The sequence below is a fragment of the Psychrobacter sp. JB385 genome, from assembly GCF_900163785.1.
Lineage (GTDB): Bacteria > Pseudomonadota > Gammaproteobacteria > Pseudomonadales > Moraxellaceae > Psychrobacter.
Genome location: NZ_FUKN01000014.1, coordinates 31,513 through 48,990, shown reverse-complemented (window position 1 = coordinate 48,990; position 17,478 = coordinate 31,513). Strand labels below are relative to the sequence as shown.

General features: G+C 44.4%; 16 protein-coding genes and 1 tRNA gene. 10 read left to right on the top strand and 7 right to left on the bottom strand.

Annotated features, from left to right (window positions below):
- The first annotated feature begins 83 nt into the window (after positions 1-83).
- Together CZ794_RS11315 and CZ794_RS11310 are read left to right on the top strand one after the other, a co-directional pair.
- Positions 84-581: an NfeD family protein gene (locus tag CZ794_RS11315; protein WP_218778324.1), complete on the top strand. Its 498-nt coding sequence runs from the start codon at positions 84-86 to the stop codon at positions 579-581.
- A 12-nt stretch (positions 582-593) separates the two neighbouring features.
- Positions 594-1,454: an SPFH domain-containing protein gene (locus tag CZ794_RS11310; protein ID WP_087041727.1), complete on the top strand. Its 861-nt coding sequence runs from the start codon at positions 594-596 to the stop codon at positions 1,452-1,454.
- Positions 1,455-1,677: 223 nt separating this feature from the next.
- Here CZ794_RS11310 and hemN read toward each other — a convergent pair whose 3' ends face one another.
- Both hemN and CZ794_RS11300 read right to left on the bottom strand, forming a co-directional pair.
- Positions 1,678-3,141: an oxygen-independent coproporphyrinogen III oxidase gene (gene hemN / locus CZ794_RS11305; protein WP_373407935.1), complete on the bottom strand. Its 1,464-nt coding sequence runs from the start codon at positions 3,139-3,141 to the stop codon at positions 1,678-1,680.
- Positions 3,142-3,556: 415 nt separating this feature from the next.
- A complete protein-coding gene (locus CZ794_RS11300) occupies positions 3,557-6,007 on the bottom strand; it encodes a penicillin acylase family protein (protein ID WP_087041725.1) in 2,451 nt (816 codons plus the stop codon).
- Positions 6,008-6,224: 217 nt separating this feature from the next.
- On the opposite strand from CZ794_RS11300, the gene CZ794_RS11295 reads away from it, so the two are divergent.
- The gene (locus CZ794_RS11295; RefSeq protein ID WP_087041724.1) at positions 6,225-7,805 is read left to right on the top strand and encodes a YifB family Mg chelatase-like AAA ATPase; all 1,581 of its coding nucleotides are present in this window, start codon (positions 6,225-6,227) and stop codon (positions 7,803-7,805) included.
- A gap of 194 nt (positions 7,806-7,999) precedes the next feature.
- The gene (locus tag CZ794_RS11290; RefSeq protein WP_143515724.1) at positions 8,000-8,479 is read left to right on the top strand and encodes a hypothetical protein; all 480 of its coding nucleotides are present in this window, start codon (positions 8,000-8,002) and stop codon (positions 8,477-8,479) included.
- 153 nt (positions 8,480-8,632) lie between these two features.
- On the opposite strand, the gene CZ794_RS11285 is transcribed toward CZ794_RS11290, so the two are convergent.
- Positions 8,633-9,316, bottom strand: a complete 684-nt coding sequence (locus CZ794_RS11285; protein WP_087041722.1) for a phosphoglycolate phosphatase — start codon at positions 9,314-9,316, stop codon at positions 8,633-8,635.
- Positions 9,317-9,625: 309 nt separating this feature from the next.
- Here CZ794_RS11285 and CZ794_RS11280 point away from each other — a divergent pair, with 309 nt between their 5' ends.
- Positions 9,626-10,471, top strand: coding sequence for a DMT family transporter (locus tag CZ794_RS11280; RefSeq protein WP_087041721.1), 846 nt, complete (start codon positions 9,626-9,628; stop codon positions 10,469-10,471).
- 10 nt (positions 10,472-10,481) lie between these two features.
- On the opposite strand, the gene CZ794_RS11275 is transcribed toward CZ794_RS11280, so the two are convergent.
- Positions 10,482-10,982 (bottom strand): DUF4385 domain-containing protein, encoded by a 501-nt coding sequence (locus tag CZ794_RS11275; RefSeq protein WP_087041720.1) that lies wholly within the window; start codon positions 10,980-10,982, stop codon positions 10,482-10,484.
- Between the two features lie 311 nt (positions 10,983-11,293).
- Between CZ794_RS11275 and CZ794_RS11270 the strand changes: the two genes are divergently transcribed.
- Positions 11,294-11,641 carry a hypothetical protein gene (locus CZ794_RS11270; protein WP_179207304.1) on the top strand — a complete coding sequence of 116 codons (348 nt, stop codon included), beginning with the start codon at positions 11,294-11,296 and terminating at the stop codon, positions 11,639-11,641.
- Between the two features lie 80 nt (positions 11,642-11,721).
- Here CZ794_RS11270 and CZ794_RS11265 read toward each other — a convergent pair.
- Together CZ794_RS11265 and CZ794_RS11260 are read right to left on the bottom strand one after the other, a co-directional pair.
- A tRNA-Phe gene (locus CZ794_RS11265) sits at positions 11,722-11,797 on the bottom strand.
- A 123-nt stretch (positions 11,798-11,920) separates the two neighbouring features.
- A complete protein-coding gene (locus tag CZ794_RS11260) occupies positions 11,921-12,343 on the bottom strand; it encodes a hypothetical protein (RefSeq protein WP_087041718.1) in 423 nt (140 codons plus the stop codon).
- Positions 12,344-12,716: 373 nt separating this feature from the next.
- Between CZ794_RS11260 and hisB the strand changes: the two genes are divergently transcribed.
- The 3 genes from hisB (at position 12,717) to CZ794_RS11245 (ending at position 14,848) form a co-directional block, all read left to right on the top strand.
- Positions 12,717-13,364, top strand: a complete 648-nt coding sequence (gene hisB / locus CZ794_RS11255; protein WP_087041717.1) for an imidazoleglycerol-phosphate dehydratase HisB — start codon at positions 12,717-12,719, stop codon at positions 13,362-13,364.
- Between the two features lie 152 nt (positions 13,365-13,516).
- Positions 13,517-14,152: an imidazole glycerol phosphate synthase subunit HisH gene (gene hisH / locus CZ794_RS11250; protein WP_087041716.1), complete on the top strand. Its 636-nt coding sequence runs from the start codon at positions 13,517-13,519 to the stop codon at positions 14,150-14,152.
- A 252-nt stretch (positions 14,153-14,404) separates the two neighbouring features.
- Positions 14,405-14,848, top strand: coding sequence for a hypothetical protein (locus tag CZ794_RS11245; protein ID WP_256958958.1), 444 nt, complete (start codon positions 14,405-14,407; stop codon positions 14,846-14,848).
- A 36-nt stretch (positions 14,849-14,884) separates the two neighbouring features.
- Here the strand turns inward: CZ794_RS11245 and CZ794_RS11240 are convergent, their stop codons facing one another.
- Positions 14,885-16,210: a valine--pyruvate transaminase gene (locus CZ794_RS11240; protein ID WP_087041715.1), complete on the bottom strand. Its 1,326-nt coding sequence runs from the start codon at positions 16,208-16,210 to the stop codon at positions 14,885-14,887.
- Positions 16,211-16,825: 615 nt separating this feature from the next.
- Between CZ794_RS11240 and CZ794_RS11235 the strand changes: the two genes are divergently transcribed.
- Positions 16,826-17,476 (top strand): hypothetical protein, encoded by a 651-nt coding sequence (locus CZ794_RS11235; RefSeq protein WP_087041714.1) that lies wholly within the window; start codon positions 16,826-16,828, stop codon positions 17,474-17,476.
- Positions 17,477-17,478: the final 2 nt, after the last annotated feature.

Genomic DNA, 17,478 nt, shown 5'->3' with positions numbered 1-17,478 from the left:
ATTAATGATTGTTAAGAAATTATAAAGTTCAAAAGTGTGCTACATTAAAGATTAGAATGGCAACGATAGGGAAGGTGGCAGTTATGGAAACTCTATGGATGATTGAACCTTGGCATTGGCTGGTACTGGGTTTTGTATTGCTGATTGTTGAGATGTTTGTGCCAACATTTGCAAGCCTTTGGTTTGGGGCGGCTGCCATTATCGTGGCAACGCTGACTTGGCTGCTCCCTATTTCTATTTCTGTTCAAATCATTGTTTGGTTGATACTGTCTGCTGTCTTTTTGGTGGTTTGGTTCAAGTTTGTGAAGCCATTGTCAGTGGATCGTACCAAAGCTGGATTGGGTGGCAGTGTTATCGTTGGTGAAACTGGCATGATTGTCGTACAACCCCTACCTGATAGAGCAGGCGTCGTACGTTTTAGCGTACCGATTGTCGGTGCGGCGGAATGGATGTGCCGTACTACAGAAGAGACGATAGCAGTGGGTGAGCGAGTCGTGGTTACCGATATCGTGGGTAACGAGCTGGTGGTCAGTAGTATGAAATCACAAGCCGTCATCAATAAAAACATGCACGTACAATAATAGGGGTGGGGTATGGAAAGCTTTAGTATTGTCATGATCGTACTGGTAGCACTGGTTGTGTTCACTATTTTTAAAGGAGTTCGAATCGTACCGCAAGGGTATAAATGGGTGGTACAGCGCTTGGGTAAATATAGCCAAACGTTGGAACCAGGGCTAAACTTGATCATTCCTTTCGTTGATGATGTGGCTTATAAAGTCACGACCAAAGACATCGTGTTAGATATCCCATCACAAGAAGTGATCACGCGAGACAACGTTGTTATTATCGCCAATGCGGTTGCCTATATTAATATTGTCCGTCCTGATAAAGCCGTTTATGGCATTGAAGATTATGAGTATGGTATTCGTAATTTGGTACAAACCTCATTGCGTTCAATCATCGGGGAGATGGATCTCGATAATGCCTTGTCTAGCCGTGATGAAATCAAAGCCAAGCTCAAACATGCCATCTCAGAAGACATCTCTGATTGGGGTATTACCCTCAAAACCGTAGAAATTCAAGACATCAACCCTTCTGATACTATGCAAACGGCGATGGAGGAGCAGGCAGCAGCAGAACGCCAACGCCGTGCGATAGTGACTCGTGCCGATGGTCAAAAGCAGGCCGCTATCTTAGAAGCAGACGGTCGTCTAGAAGCCTCGCGCCGTGATGCAGAAGCGCAAGTGGTACTCGCTAAAGGGTCTGAGGAGTCAATTCGCCTGATTACCAATGCAATGGGTGAGGAAGAGATGCCAATTGTTTACCTATTGGGTGAGCAGTACATTAAAGCGATTCGTGAGTTGGCAGAATCTGACAATGCAAAAATGGTGGTGTTACCTGCCGATATTTTGAGTACGGTAAAAGGTATGGTCGGCGATAAGTTAAAAGTATAAATCCAATAAAGCAATGCTAAAAAAGGACCTCGCTTGAGGTCTTTTTTGTGGCTGATATAGTCAATCCAAAGTAAAACTAGTACATGAGACCGTAACGCTCTACTGGTATAAATGCTTCTCGTTGGCTGTTCGCAAGCGTGACAGATGCTTCGAAAAATTCATCCCAGTAGGTCTGTGCCATTTTTAAAATGGATTGGCTATAGTGGCTTAAAGTGTCATTTTTCTAAATGACTTTTGAAAAGCGATTCTGATGTTGTTTGTTTAAATATTCATCAAATACCATTGCGACATTGCGACCAAGTAGGCGGCCTCTAGGTAGGACACGAATGCCAGCGGCATCCATATCAATGAGGCGATCTGACTGCATCTCACCCAATTGTTGAATCTCATCAATAAAGTAGGTAATGGCATCGATACCAAACTTTTGATTCACATCTTTAAAATCAATGTAGTCGTGACACAGCAAGTTCATGATGACGTATTCACGCAAGCGATCTTTGATTGAGGTTTTGATATATTTGACCGCAGGCATGACCATAGGATTAGTTTGTGCAGCATCAATGTTGGCTTGATAAGCGTCCAAGTCAGTAGCGTTTTGTAGAATATAGCGCGTATTGGCATTGGCAATCTGGCTGATAGAGGACACGCCAAAACCGAGCAAATCGCAGTCGCCCATGATGGTATAACCTTGAAAATTACGATGTAACTTGCCTTCGCGCTGAGCCACTGACAGCTCATTATCAGGCTTGGCGAAATGATCAATCCCGATGTATTGATAGCCAGCTTCTGTCAGCGTATTGATGGTATTGCCAAGCATGGTCAGTTTGGTAGCTGGGTCTGGTAAATCTGTGTCTTTGATTTGGCGCTGGGCTTTAAAGCGCTCAGGCAAGTGCGCATAATTAAACACGGACAGACGATCGGGTGACATCTCAATAATGCGGCGCACAGTACTGTCAAGCGTTGTTGGGGTTTGGTGCGGCAGACCATAAATGAGATCCACATTGATGGAGCGAAAACCCAATTCGCGCGCCTCGTTTAAGACATTTTCGATCAATTCCACAGAATGCACTCGATTGACCGCAATTTGAACCGCTTCATCTAAATCTTGAACCCCCAAGCTGATCCGATTGAAACCAAGGCTGCGCAGTACCTTTAGTGTGTCACCACTCAGTTCGCGCGGGTCAATCTCAATAGAGTAATCGCCCTCATTTTCAGGCAAAAATTCAAACTGGGTTTGTAAAAATGTCCATAGCTGAGTTATTTCTTCATCCCGTAAAAACGTGGGTGTACCGCCGCCCAAATGCAGCTGCTTTACCAGCGGTTTGCGGCCATCCTCGGATGTGGATAACAAGCGGCGTTTATGTTTAATTTCAGCGATCAAATACTGCAAATAATCCCCTGAGTCGCTATTTTTTTTGGTAATGATTTTATTGCAGGCGCAGTAGTAGCAAAGATGACGACAAAACGGAATGTGAAAATATAAGGATAAAGGCGCACGCGTTTCGCGATTTTGAAGGATTTTGGTCTCTAGTCGGTCAGGAATGGGAGTGAACTCTAGAGCGGTTGGATAAGACGTATAGCGCGGCCCTGAACGGTTATATTTATTAATCATCGTTTCATCAAATGCAGGCAGCTGCTTACTGGTAATACTGCCGCGTGTACTGGCATAAGGGCTTTCTGTTTGCACAACAGGACGCGTGGTCGACGGTTGCTCTTCCGCACGATTATAAGGTTGCGGATTATTTCGTTCTGAGTAGTCTGTCATGCGGTGTTCCTTGTTTTAATCCTAGGATGGCGACTTATATAGTCAGTAAAAAGTCATATCGATACATCATGCACGGCTCATATCAATTTTCTTGCTTGCTGCGTGTGCGCAGACAGAAGCTGCAAAAATTGATATGAGCCGTACCGTAGCGATTTTATTGCTCTTTAACTATATATCATCAATGGCTACATACAGAGCGACCATTATAGCAAATCCTTATTAGTACTGGGGTGGTCAGTGCATGTCCTTCTTTATTAAAAATATTGTTTTTCCTAATCTAAAAAAACCCCAGCGTTGAGCTGAGGTCTTTGGTTTTACAGCGAATTTTTTTCTACTACTATTCTCTTAGTTGAAGCGGGTTACCAACGGCTTTATTGTTGATTTCAGCCTTGCTAAAGGGCAGGCGAATCCAATCTTTGGCTGAGTAGCGCTTTGTTTGATCGCGATGATAAGGTCGCGTGCTATCTGCGGATTGTGAGTAAGCCAACAGCGCTTCTACAACAGGGCCTTGACTATCAAAGGTCACGGTCTGCATATAGGTTGGCCCTGTATTGATAGGTTTGTAAGTGCCATCCTCATTGAGACCTGGGCCTTGAGCCACGTTGAACACGCCCTCACGTCCAAGCCCACCATGCATCGCAATTTTTGTATCGTTGTTACCCGCATCAACAACATATTGTAAATCTGCTAAAGACGCATCAAGAGCGATGTTTTTGGTGTTGAAGAAGGCAATCGCATCGCCGAGCGCCTTACGTGTATTGTCATCAATGATAAGATCACGAGGCGTATTCACAGGATCATTAACGTCGAATTTTACGTTAAAGGCATTGTCAGTGGTTTCATCGAATTTGACTTTACGCCAAAACTCTCTGAACACATGAGCGCCTTTACTATCAAGATTGTTACGGCGGTCCCAGTTGCTAAGGACAGAACACCCTTGAGTGGCGTCAATCGTACCACCGCTGGTCAATGGCAATGCTGGGTTGGCTTGACAGTCTGCCAAGATATCATCGAGCACCAGCTCCGCGACATAGCTGCGATTGCCATAGACGACGTCTTGCAAGTTATCTAAGTTAAAGGTGTTGCCACCAAGGTTGTCTTTATTGCTTAAGCGATCAGCTATCTGAGTTAATCCCATACGAGTACGCATCAATAATGGCACCCCATTGGCAGGATTTGGTCCTAAGAAAGGTACGAGATGACGACGTAACAAAGGTGAGAAGCCTGTTAATGGCTGCTTAGGGTTGCTCAGCCAGTAGCTGTCATTTGAGTTGGCCACATAGTCATCGCGTATCAAGAAAGGCAAGTTTGAGCGGCCAAAAATGCCTGCTTGTGGCGAGTCGGCGTCATTGCCCCATTCACAGTCAGCGGTACTGCCATTGAGCGCTGGCAAGTCTGAAGCAATCAATGCGCCAAGGAATGGACCCGCATTGGCGCTACATGCCTCTAGCTGCTGCTTGGTGACGTGCGGTACGGTTGAGATATCTGCATACAAGGCTTTGCCGTAGCGGTCAGTCGCAATGGTATTGACAAACCCAAGGCCAAGCGTGTCTTGCATTCTATCGACCAAATCCTCTACACTTTTTGCTTTATTCATACTGCGCCATTGATTGAGTGCGCGTGGGTTTTCAGAGGCGGCATCACGAATGGTGAAGGCTAAGTTATTGGCGCCCCATGTGGGCAGTTGAGGGTTGAGTAAATTAGCAGCAAGCATCGGCCCATACTGCGACAGATAGATAGGACGAACCAACGTCTGATTGTCTGGCAGCTGGATGGTGACAGGCACTTGTTCGATATCGCGCTGCTCAATGACACCTGCACTGTTTTTATAATTGTATTTCATCGGATTCCCATTGACCAAACTGAGCTGGTAGAGGGTAAACCGCTTGGCGGTAGAGACGGTGTGGCTCCATGCCACGTCTTTATTAAAGCCAATATTGGGGAAGGGCTGTCCTTGCTGTGCCACACCCATGACATCAAGCTCACCTGGCATGGTTAAATGAAACTCATAAAAACGCTGCACGCCCTCCCATGGTTCATGAGGGTTGCCATACAGCACACCGCTATCAGTGCCAGTGACTTCGCTACCAAACGCATAAGCGTTGCTACCGCCATTCATCACATTAATCGTAGACATGTCGAACTCAACGTCTGGCTCTGGGCCAACGGTACGCATTCGACTGCTGCTCATGACGGTATCTTGATTGGGAGGCGCTGCTGCAACGATTGGACCAACAAAGTTAGACAAACCGCCGCGTAGGTTGGCTTTGCCATAGAGGGCTAATAAATCATCAATGGTGATTTCACGTACCCAGTCAGCCCCTGCACAATCAGGATCAATATTATCAACCCCTTTGTCACGTAGGTATCGGCTATAACCAGCTGCATAACCTGTGACGGCGTCGACCACTTGTTTGTCTTGCGCCGCCAAAAATGTCGCCCGTCTTTCAGGAGAGTTATACCAAGTATAAAAAACATCGCTTGCCACGTTGCCTTGATCGCCCAGATACAACATGCTTTGACCACGAGCGACGACGATTTCACGGGCAAGCGAGCAGATATTGTCTTCGGCAAAGGCATAACCCACGCCATAGCCCAATCCTTTGTAATCACTGGCCGTGATATGAGGGATACCAAATTCAGTCCGCTGTATATCTGCGGAATAAGTTTGTTGAGGAGTCGAGTTGTGATCGTCGTCATCTCCAAAACAACCAGACAGCCCTATCGAGACCGCCACTGTCAAAAGCGCGAGTCTAGGCACGCGCCGACTAAGCACTTGAATGCTCATAAGCTTATCCATCCATGGTTAAGTAAGGTTATATAAAGCCGTAGACATACAGCCATCATTAAGCTTTATATGATCAATAAAATCCTTTTATTGCCCATTTATCATATAACAATTTTTGTTATCTATGCCAGTAAATAAAACGAGTCTCAAAACACGACATTTGCGCACTAATACATAATACTTTATCATCACTCTCTCCCTATATTAGGAAGCCATCATGTCGTTTGCTCAAGTTTATACCCGTTCCGTCGTCGGTTTGCATGCACCCAAAGTCATCATTGAGGTGCATTTATCACAAGGCTTGCCAGCCCTCACCATTGTAGGTCTGCCTGAAGCTGCGGTACGAGAAAGTAAAGACCGCGTGCGCTCTGCGATTCTCAATTCTGGTTTTCAGTTTCCCAATCGTCGATTGACCATTAACTTGGCGCCCGCTGACTTACCAAAAGATGGCGCGCGTTTGGATTTGCCCATTGCTATTGGTATATTGGCGGCAAGCGGTCAGTTAGCACCAGAGGTGCTATCAGGGTTTGAGTTTATTGGTGAGTTGGCACTTAATGGCGAGCTGAGACAAGTGACGGGTAGCCTAGCAGTCGCACGAGCAATCAAGGCTGAAGGATTGGCGCTTAAGTTGTCGCAAGTAGTCGAGGACAAAAAAGAATTACTCAGCGCGGCACTACCTAGATTACAAGCGACGCCGCACCTCATTGTACCAAGCCACAATGGTGCTGAGGCCAGTCGAGTTGATGGCATAACGATACTCGCCGCGCCCAGCTTAAAAGACGTTTGTGATCATTTACAGGCTTTGTCAGGTGTTACCGATTCGGATAAGCAATTGCAGGTGGTGCAGCCAAGTCCTGCGCCGCAGCAAGTCGGTTATCAAGTGGATTTGGCCGATGTGAAAGGACAGCATCATGCGAGGCGCGCGCTGGAGATTGCAGCCGCAGGTGGGCATTCATTACTCTTCACAGGGCCGCCCGGTTCAGGCAAAACATTAATGGCTTCACGACTACCAACCATCTTGCCAGATTTGAGTCCTGAAGATGCGCTAGAAGTTGCCAGCACGTATTCGGTCGCCGATAGCAATTATGATTATGGCACCAGACCCTTCAGACAAGTGCATCACACCATATCAGCAGTGGCCTTGGTTGGCGGCGGCTCACGTCCAAAACCTGGTGAGATTACACTCGCCAATAAAGGTGTTTTGTTCCTTGATGAGTTGCCAGAGTTTGATCGTACTGTACTGGAAGTATTGCGCCAACCCTTAGAAGCTAAGCAAATCACCATCAGCCGTGCCAACTCTCAAATGACCTTTCCTGCCAATTTTCAACTGGTGGCGGCGATGAATCCGTGCCCGTGTGGTTACGATGGTGATACCTCAGGGCGCTGTCGCTGTCGACCTGAGCAGATCAGACGTTATCAAGACAAACTATCAGGGCCGCTATTAGATCGTATTGATTTACATATCACGGTGCCTGCGTTACCGATTGCCGATCTGCAAAATGCTCAGGCGGGAGAAACTTCTGAACAGGTACGCTCTCGTGTCGCGACGGCTTATGAGTATCAATTGAAGCGGCAGCAAAAAGTGAATAACGAGCTTAGTCCTAGTGAGATTGATCAATACATCCAGTTGGGAGAGAGCGAACAGCAATTATTACAACTTGCGCAGCAGCGCCTAAATTTATCGGCGCGTGGTTATCATCGAGTCTTAAGAGTGGCACGGACGATTGCCGATCTTGCGGCGAGTGTCGATATTACAAGCGCGCATGTGTCCGAAGCACTCAGTTATCGTGGTAAATAAACGCGCTTAGGTAGATCGTCTCAAAACAAAATTGATAAGTGAAAGGTAGTTATACTTAATGATCTTTTTTAACAATTAATTTTGTAATATTTAGCTAAGGCTTCAAGATCAAAACCTTATTTTAAGGGGATATAGTGGTGATAGTTAATAGGTGTTTTCTCATAGCTTTAGTTATATCAAGCTTAACAGCATGTATGAATACATCACTAATAAATAATAACGCGTCAACAAAAACCGTTTTAGAGAATGAACAAAGCAAAGCGCTTTATTCTTATGATAAGCATTTTGTAAACAGCCCTATCAAATACAGAAACTACGAAGAGCTGGATGGAAAAGGTAGAACACTACCCGTCGATGCAATTGGGTCAGTGGGAAGGTTTTATATCAGTGAAGAAGATCATTGCCTTATATTCTTTAGTGAAGATAGCACCAAATTAGCAACGCCTATTTTGAATTATAAATATACACAATGGAATTCTCAAACAAAGGTACTTACCTTGGGCAATACCCATATACAGATGGGTCAATTGGTTTTAGTAGGAGGTGGTATCCAGAGAACGCCCAAATCCTACCAAGGTTCCTGCTTGAACAAAGGATATATTATAGACATGGCATCATTTGGCGTGAAACTATTACCGGAATCTGATCTCCATTTATACAAGCAGAAATTTTAGTATTATACCCTGGAGGCTATTCAAAACTGGCACTAGCCCAGCTATAGTATTAAGAATGCTTGTTAAGGCATTTTGTACCAGCCGTTTTTGCTAGACTGTTTTGAGGTCATTGTTGTCTGTATCAGGCTTTAATGCAGATAAACGATAGAGTCTTTATTTAAGTAACCAATCCACCAAATCTGCAAAATGATCAAACGCCTCAGTCGGGTTTAACTCGCGGATATCTTGACCGTAGTTATAGCCATAAGACAGACCAAGCGTGTCCATCTTGGCGTTTTGACCCGCCAAGATGTCGTTTTTAGAATCGCCAATCATAATCGCTTGGTCAGGAGCAATCGCCAGTTGAGTACAGACATGCAGTAGGGGCGCTGGATCTGGCTTTTTAGTGGATAGACTGTCACCGCCCATCACTTCACTAAACAGGTCTTGCCAGCCGAATGTTTGCAAGATTTTTGGGACAAAACGAATGGGCTTATTGGTGACTAGAGCAAGCGTGTAACCCGCGTCATGCAATTTTTTTAGGCCGCTATCGACATCGGGATAGGCAACGGTTTTGCTACCGCCAATCTTAGTATATGCCTCAAAAAATATATGCTCCGCGTGGTCGGCCTCGGCTTTGGTCAAGGCGCCCTCTGGGACAGTGACATCACCAACCAAAGCGCGCTCGACAAGTAGACGCGAGCCATTACCTATCCAGTTGCGTATCGTATCGATAGGGTAGGTGTCTTTGCCAAGCGTGGTCAGCATCGCATTGGTCGCATCGGCCAAGTCGGGGACACTGTCAATGAGTGTGCCATCAAAATCAAAAATCAAAAGTTTTTTATTGTCTATTGTCATTATTGGTTGTCCAAGGATAAGGGTTTTTAAATAAAATGGTGATTGCTCATTAACGCAACAAACTGCTCAATCGTTGCCGCATCTATTTATAGCTGACTATTATCAAATTTTTTAATTTTTAAAGTGTTGTAGATTATTTAATAATAGGTTTCATGTCTATTCGCTATCTTTATAAAGGTTTTCTATTTGAGTGACTGGTGTTGACGTCTTTTTAAGCCATGCAACCTTATATCTCGCGTTTTTGTTTCTCTCATAAGCGCAACCACTGTTCATCACAGTCACAATCTCACAAAAATGAGGGTTTCAGTCATGAGTACATTGGTGTTTGTTGCCGTGATTGGCGCAGCTATCTTGCACGCTGCTTGGAATGCTTTAGTCAAAAGTGGCTCTGATAAACAAGTGAGTATGGGCGCCGTCGTTCTGGGTCATATGCCCATTGCATTGGTGGTTCTATTCTTTGTCCCAATGCCGGCTTTTGAGAGTATGCCATATCTCGCAGCGGGTATTTTGCTTCATTTTGGCTATCAGTTGTTTCTGCTAAAGTCTTATGAAACCGGTGATTTAACCCAAGTCTATCCCATTGCCCGTGGGTCAGCACCGTTGATTGTCGCTCTATTTTCTGTGACCATGTTAGGTGTTCAGCTCGATCTCATACAAATATTGGCTATTTTAATCATAGGCGGCGGTATTATCAGTCTGGCTTTGGTCAGACAGGCAAATGGACAAAAAAACAATCAAGCAGCGTTATTGGCACTAACCACTGGCTTATTTATTGCCAGTTATTCTTTGATTGATGGTTTAGGTGCTCGTATCGCAGGCACATCATTAGGATTTTTTAGCTGTTTGGCTATCGGTAATGGCCTGCTGATGAGTATTTACTTAGCGTTTAGCGCAAGAATGGCGCTAAAAACAATCGCAACCAAAGGACGCAGTGTGTTCCTGTTCGGCGGTAGCGCATCATTCATTGCTTATGCCATTGTCACATGGGCATTTACGCAAGCGCCCATTGCGCTGGTCACAGCTTTACGAGAGACCAGCATTGTTTTTGCTTTATTAATCGGTGTTTTCTTCCTCAAAGAGCGGCTTAACTTGGTAAAAGTGCTTTCAACCTTCACCACCTTAGTGGGTGCAGTGTTGTTACGGTTTGCTAAATAAAGGCAGTACGTTACTCAACGTCTTTATAGCGCGCACGGTGTTCTTTTTTCATTTTTAAATAGTCTTTGTTTTCACGGCATTCATCCCATTTCGCTTTAAAAATACGCGCCGATTCTGCCTTGATGGGGTCTTCGGTTTGCCGCGGCAACTCATCACGCCCATGTGCCCCGCTTTGACCTTTTTTATCATCGGGGACCGCCCCTTTGTATTTTTTGCCGCCCTTGTGGTTGGCATAACGACGCGCACGGGTATAACCCATTTGGATAAACTTACGCGCCATGTCCGCACCGACAAAATCATCGTCTGCCAGATAATCCAAAAACATCTGGTATATCTTCTCGCTGCTCTCGCGGGCAATATCAGGCGAGGCAAAACGCCAATGCGGTAGTATCTCAGATTTATAAGGCTCAACCAATAACACGCCTTGCTCACCGCGCCCAACTCGATACAGCTCAGGCTGCTCGCGCAAATTTAGGTTCTTATAATCCAAATCGTAATCAAACTCTCTCATAAGGGTATCTGCTAAGGGAATCGATATTTAGTATACTGAGACAAGCGGTTGAAAAAACAGACCAAAAATGTTGTGCAGCTGTGAAAGTTTGAGCCTTATTTGCAGCCAAGTTGTTATATAGTCGATCCTAAATAAAACAGAACCACTATAGGCCAACGCTTAACTAGAATGAATTTTTCTTGCTTGCTATGCCTACGCAGACAGAGGCTGCAAAAAAATCATTCTAGTCAAACTGACTCGTTTTTAGATTGAACTCACTATAAAATGCGGCAAGCAGGCTTGTACAGTCAATAATTAGGACACCATCTATCATGAATAAAATACTAACCCTTTGCTCATCTCTGATGAGATCGTCAAGAAGCGCTGTTATCATGTCGGCAATGCTTACAGTAGGCGCCATAGCGACGCCAGTTGCCCATGGTGCGTGGTTCGAGAGTTTAGTACCGCAAGGCGAGACTTACACAGTCAGAGAGATTGACCGTGATTTGGCCTTTGTCATTGATGGGTTTATTTATGATGCCCGTAATTCTTGTTTCTTATCTGTGGGGGATCGAGTGGTGTTTTTTGAAGGGCGTCACGGTATTGACTACCGCGCAACGATTTATGATTTGGACTCACGCGAGCGCTGCGAGGTATTGTTGCGAAGACGCTTGTCGTAAGCAGTACTACTTAAAATTTTTTAGGCATAAAAAAAGCCCCAAACATTACTGTTCGGGGCTTTTTAATATCTGTTAACGAATGGTGGCTCGAGGCAGGATCGAACTGCCGACACACGGATTTTCAATCCGTTGCTCTACCTACTGAGCTATCGAGCCGTCTTCGTTGAGGACGCTATTAAACTAAATATACGCGCTGCTGTCAAGCAATTTCTACATTATATGTGATAAAAGACCATAAATAATTTGATTCGGTCAAAATCAGCGATTTTTATGCCTTATTTAACCCTTAACCCGCAATAGGTCGTACTCGCTCATAATACGGTGAATATCGGCATCAGCGGGGACAAATTCACGGACGCCTTTTTTGACCTCGGCATCATAGACCAGTTTGATGAATTTTGCGTCGATGGCTCGGTCACGGTTTTGCGGATGGACTGTCAGGTATTGCAAACGTTTGGCATCGGTTTGTCCATCGTCGAAGCAGGCAACGGCGGCGATCGGTTTGTCATTGAACATACCGACGTAGAGATATTGTCCGCGTTTGAACCCTTGCTCAATGAGGCTTAAGACTTCTGCGCCAGTAGGCTGCGCATCATCACTATCATACAAGGCGTGCAGACGCTCTGAAAGCTCATTCTCACGGGTAGGCTTTTTAATCAGGGGCGTATCCAAGCTATTGATGGCAATCGCTTCTAAAGGCATGGGAGTTCCTATAAACAGACCGTTTTTATAAGCCAGTACAACGCGGCGTGATAGAGTCGGTGATGATTGATTGAGTTTCGGTGATGATTGATTAAATTAAAGTCACTATTTTAGCAGAATGACACAAATTTGTGCGTGGTTTGACGCTTGGTCGTGGCAGTAAATGTTAGGGTTTGCTATGATGAGGCTAGATAATATGTGGGACACATCGACCCTAATATGTTGATATCTTTTGTATATATCATTTTTTCATACATTTTTTGCTGGTACTGATTGCAGCACCAGCAGTGATGGAATGTACAGTAATGGGCGATATTTTGTCCTATTTATAATTGACCGCTTTTCACTGATAAAAAACCGATAGAGAATAGCTATGACAGCCAATGCAACTGAGCAAAATCAAGCAACAAACTTAAACTTATATGGTCGCCCTGAGCGTATCGCAACAGTGGAACGCAATACTGCCGAAACGCAAATCACTTGTACTGTGAACCTTGATGGTACAGGCAAAGGCGTTGTCGATACGGGCGTGCCATTTTTGGATCATATGATCGATCAGATTAAGCGTCATGGTTTGTTTGACTTAGATATCAAATGCAACGGTGATACCTTTATCGATGACCATCATAGCGTCGAAGACACGGGCATCACGCTTGGACAAGCTTTTAACAAAGCACTTGGTGATAAAAAGGGCATTCGTCGTTATGGGCACTTTTATGCGCCATTAGATGAGTCATTGACGCGCGCGGTGGTTGATTTGTCAGGCCGCCCAGGTCTGCACATGGACATTCCATTTACGCGCTCGCATGTGGGTCGCTTCGATGTTGATTTGTTCAGTGAGTTCTTTTATGGTTTCGTCAATCACTCATGGATGACGGTGCATTTGGACAATCTCAAAGGCAAAAACAGCCATCATCAGATTGAATCAACCTTTAAAGCGTTTGCCCGTGCACTACGTATGGCTTGTGAATATGATGAGCGTGCGCTAAATACCTTACCGTCGACCAAAGAGGCATTCTAAAGTGCATTTAAGTCTCTGCTACGGTGTCAGTCAAGCTTGGCGTACTGGTTGTATAGCCTGCACTTGGCTTCCTTGTAGCAGAACCCTATCTACACTTTATTAATAAGATTTGATTGTGTACTATTAAAGCGATTCAAAATGAGAACCAATTAATGACCAAAGTAGCATTATTAGATTATGGCATGGGTAACCTGCACTCTGTGAGCAAGGCGCTGTCCAATGTCGGTGCTGACGTCGCTATCACAAACGACCCAAAAGTGGTCGCTGCTGCCGATAAGATCGTATTCCCAGGTGTTGGTGCCATGCGCGACTGTATCGCTGGCATGTGTGATGCAGGCATTGATGACGTCGTACGGCAGGCAATATTTAACAAGCCTGTGATGGCCATCTGCGTTGGTATGCAAGCGTTGTTTGAGCAATCTACTGAAAACGGCGGCACCGCTTGTCTTGATATTTTAAAGGGGCAAGTAAAAGCGTTCGATCCGACGTGGACCGATGAGCAAGGCGCAACCATCAAAGTGCCACATATGGGCTGGAATACCATCAGCGGTATGGATTTCGACCATCCGCTTTGGCACGGTATCAAAGACCATGCGCATTTTTACTTTGTACACAGCTACTACTGCGAGCCTAGCGACAGCGCACAAGTGGCAGCAATATGTAATTATGGACAGCCGTTTTGTGCCAGTGTGATCCAAGACAATCTGTTTGCGACTCAGTTTCATCCCGAAAAAAGCCATACCGATGGCTTGCAGTTATTAAAGAACTTCGTTGAGTGGAATGTGTAAATAGACCATCAACGTGAGTTGACGATTTAATTCAGCAAAAGGTAGATTATCACTTGTATAATCTACCTTTTTTATTGTCTACTATTATCATTCTTAACCAGCATTTTTAGTTATCGTCAACATACTATAAAAACGCTACGGTACTGCTGATATCAATTTTTTACAGCCTCTGTCTGCATAGGCATAGCCAGCAAGAAAAATTGATATCCGTAGAGCGTGATGTATCGATATTGCTTTTCACGGACTCTATTGTTGTTTAGTGATACGCTCAATTATTTTCTGCTCGCCTATATTTGGAATATCTCAGTGGATTTTACCGCTTTTAAAATGAATGTTGTTGAAACAACTGGCCTTGCCAAAGACGCTTTACATATCTACGTTGGCGTTGGTGTCTACCTGCTTTGTTTGTTTGTACTGCGCCCTATCATCAAAAGCCAAGGTATCCGATCATTTATTGCATTAATCATTGTGACGGGTATTGCGCTTTTGGGCGAGTATTTGGACAATCGAGAAACGATTGAATCGCTAGGTTTGGCAGGCTTAAGCCGCGACCAGCTAATTGCAAGTATCCGTGATTTAATCAATACGTGCTTGCTGTCCTATGTGCTTTTTGCGCTCAATAAGTGGACGACTGTCTTTCGGCCAACCAATAAACCCACTGCATTGACCAGACGCCATAAAAAAACGGACTATTAATCAGTCCGTTTTTTACTCTATGAGTGGCAGGTAGGGTTAGTTGCTTTGAGCCTCATCATACAGCTCACGCACTACTTCACCAATCACTCTAATACCATCCGTCAGCGTTTGCTCATCAGCGGCGATACTCATGCGGATACACTCGTGTGCATGTTGGTAATCGCTGACATCCACACCGGGGAAGAAATACTCACTTGGCACAATAAGCGTACCTTTTTCTTTTAGGCGCTCGTATAGCTCAAGCGTACTAATCGGCAAGTCTTTAAACCACAACCAAAAGAATATCGCGCCTTCAGGCTTGTGAATCATGAGCGGATAATCGCCTAATGCTTCTTTTAACAGCGTCACCGCGAGTTTTGCCTGCTTTTGATAAAACGGCTTAATCTCATTATCAGATAACTGCTTGATACGGTCGTTTTCGACCAATGGTGTGGCAATCGCGGCACCAAAGCGTGTCGGCGCTAGATTGACCACCGCATTCATCGCGCTGACCGCTTCAATCACTTTGGCATCAGCAACGATAATACCCGTACGCATACCGGGTAAGCCAATCTTCGATAAGCTAAAACACAGAATCGTATTGTTATCCCAATTTAAATTGACATCAGAGTAGATGATATTCGGGAAGGGCATACCGTAGGCGTTGTCGATAATCAGCGGAATGTCATAGCGCGCCGCAATCTCGGCAAGATGCGCCATTTCGTCATCGGTCAGCACGTTGCCCGTTGGGTTGGTCGGGCGTGAGCAGCAAATCGCCCCGATACGACCTTCCTTTAGCGCTGGCAAGTTCTCTAACGCGTCAAAGTCCACACGATATTTAAAGAAGCCTTCTTCGCCATCGTGCGTCACTTCATCGATATGCGGTAATACCGCTGCGAAATGCTGACCTTCCACATGCACATCGCTATAGCCGATATACTCAGGGGTCAATGGCAGTAGAATGGATTTGTCGACAGATTCATTCTTCTCATCAGGGAATGCACCGCCAAATAGATTGAACAGATAGAAGAACGCATTTTGTGAGCCATTGGTCAGGGCGATGTTTTCTGCCGTGAGGTTCCAGTCATAATGACGGTTAAAGAAGCCAACCAACGCATCGATAAAACCTGCATCCCCTTGCGGATTGGAGTAATTCGCCATACTGATAATCGCACTACTATTAGCCTCACCTGTATCATTATCGACACCCAACGACTTATAGGTCTCTAAAAACAGCTCATTGACGGCATCAATTTTGGCAGGATTACCGCCACCCAGCATGTTGACTGGCTGATCGCTTTTTAGCGCATCGCCCAGATCATCCATCAATTGTGAGATGCCAGTGGGCTGGGTAAATTTTTGACCGAACTTTGAGAACTTCATAAGGTTACCGTGCGTGTTTGAGGGGTTATTTGAATGATAAAATGAGGCCTAGTATAGCAAATGAGGGCTATAAAATAAGCAAAGTACGGCGCTGATATTAACTTATATGTCTATACAGCTTATGAAGTAAAAAACGCCTTCTAGTTGAGTAGAAGGCGTTTCGGGTGTGTTATTTTAGGGGTTTGGGGTTTGGGGTTTGGGGTTTGGGGTTTAGAGCTAATCTCGCCATCCGCTCATATCTTATCTGTCCACTGGCGCGGTGACTAATGGCTGATAGCATTACTGTTATCTCGATAATACTCTCAGCCAAGTCCCCGCAAGCCAGTGGTCACATAAGTATACCCGCTACTGTCGAGGCTAAACCACGTCTCAAGGCGACTATTTTTGGTCGAGCAAAACCTCTCTAATAAACAGGTTTGGTCTGGATAGCATAGGGTGTGGGTGAAACTATCGCTAATTCACACTGAGAGTGTTTCAAAGAAGTCACGCTTACTTCCTCTTAAAGTTGTAGTGGAATCTTGATAACTTTTAAATACGCTTAGCCGTATTCCATAGATATGATAGTTGAAAAGTAGTACTATTAAAATTGAACAAAATTCAGCATATAGGTTGCATATGGAAGCAGTGGTTAAAAAATATAAGGATAGATTTAGAATATTCTTAATTATCTATACTTTCAGTAAGTCTTGCAATGTCAACGATAGACCACATCTGAAAAGACTGTTCGAAAGCGAAGTACGTATTCAGAAATTAGACTTCTTATTGAGAAATCCAGATTATTTATGCCATGAGCTGTTACTGTTGGCTCAAAAGGACTCTAGTTTAAAAATAGAGATTAAAGATATCGTAAAAGATATCTACCTGAAAAATGAACCTGATATTAGAAAAGAAGAGATGTTAAGGTTTTTCTTTGGTGCATATGAAGATATTGATGATGTTATTGCCTTTCTAGTAAGCATCGATTTTATTTGTTTTGAGAGTAAAAAAACTACTAATTTAAGAAATACAGTGAGTAAAAAATACTATATTACAGAATATGCTATTTCAAAATTCGAGAGAGAGATTAATGGTTTTTCAGCCTTTGGATGGTATGTCAATAGATGTGAGCTTATTAAGAAGTACTTTGGAAGCTTGTCTGGTTCAGAGCTTAAGATTGCTCAATACCAAATTGAAGAATATAAAGACACATCAATGAATAATTACATTAAGAGCATAAATCAGAAAGTGAAGGTTGAATTCCAAAAAACTTATGCGGAGTCATTGTAGAT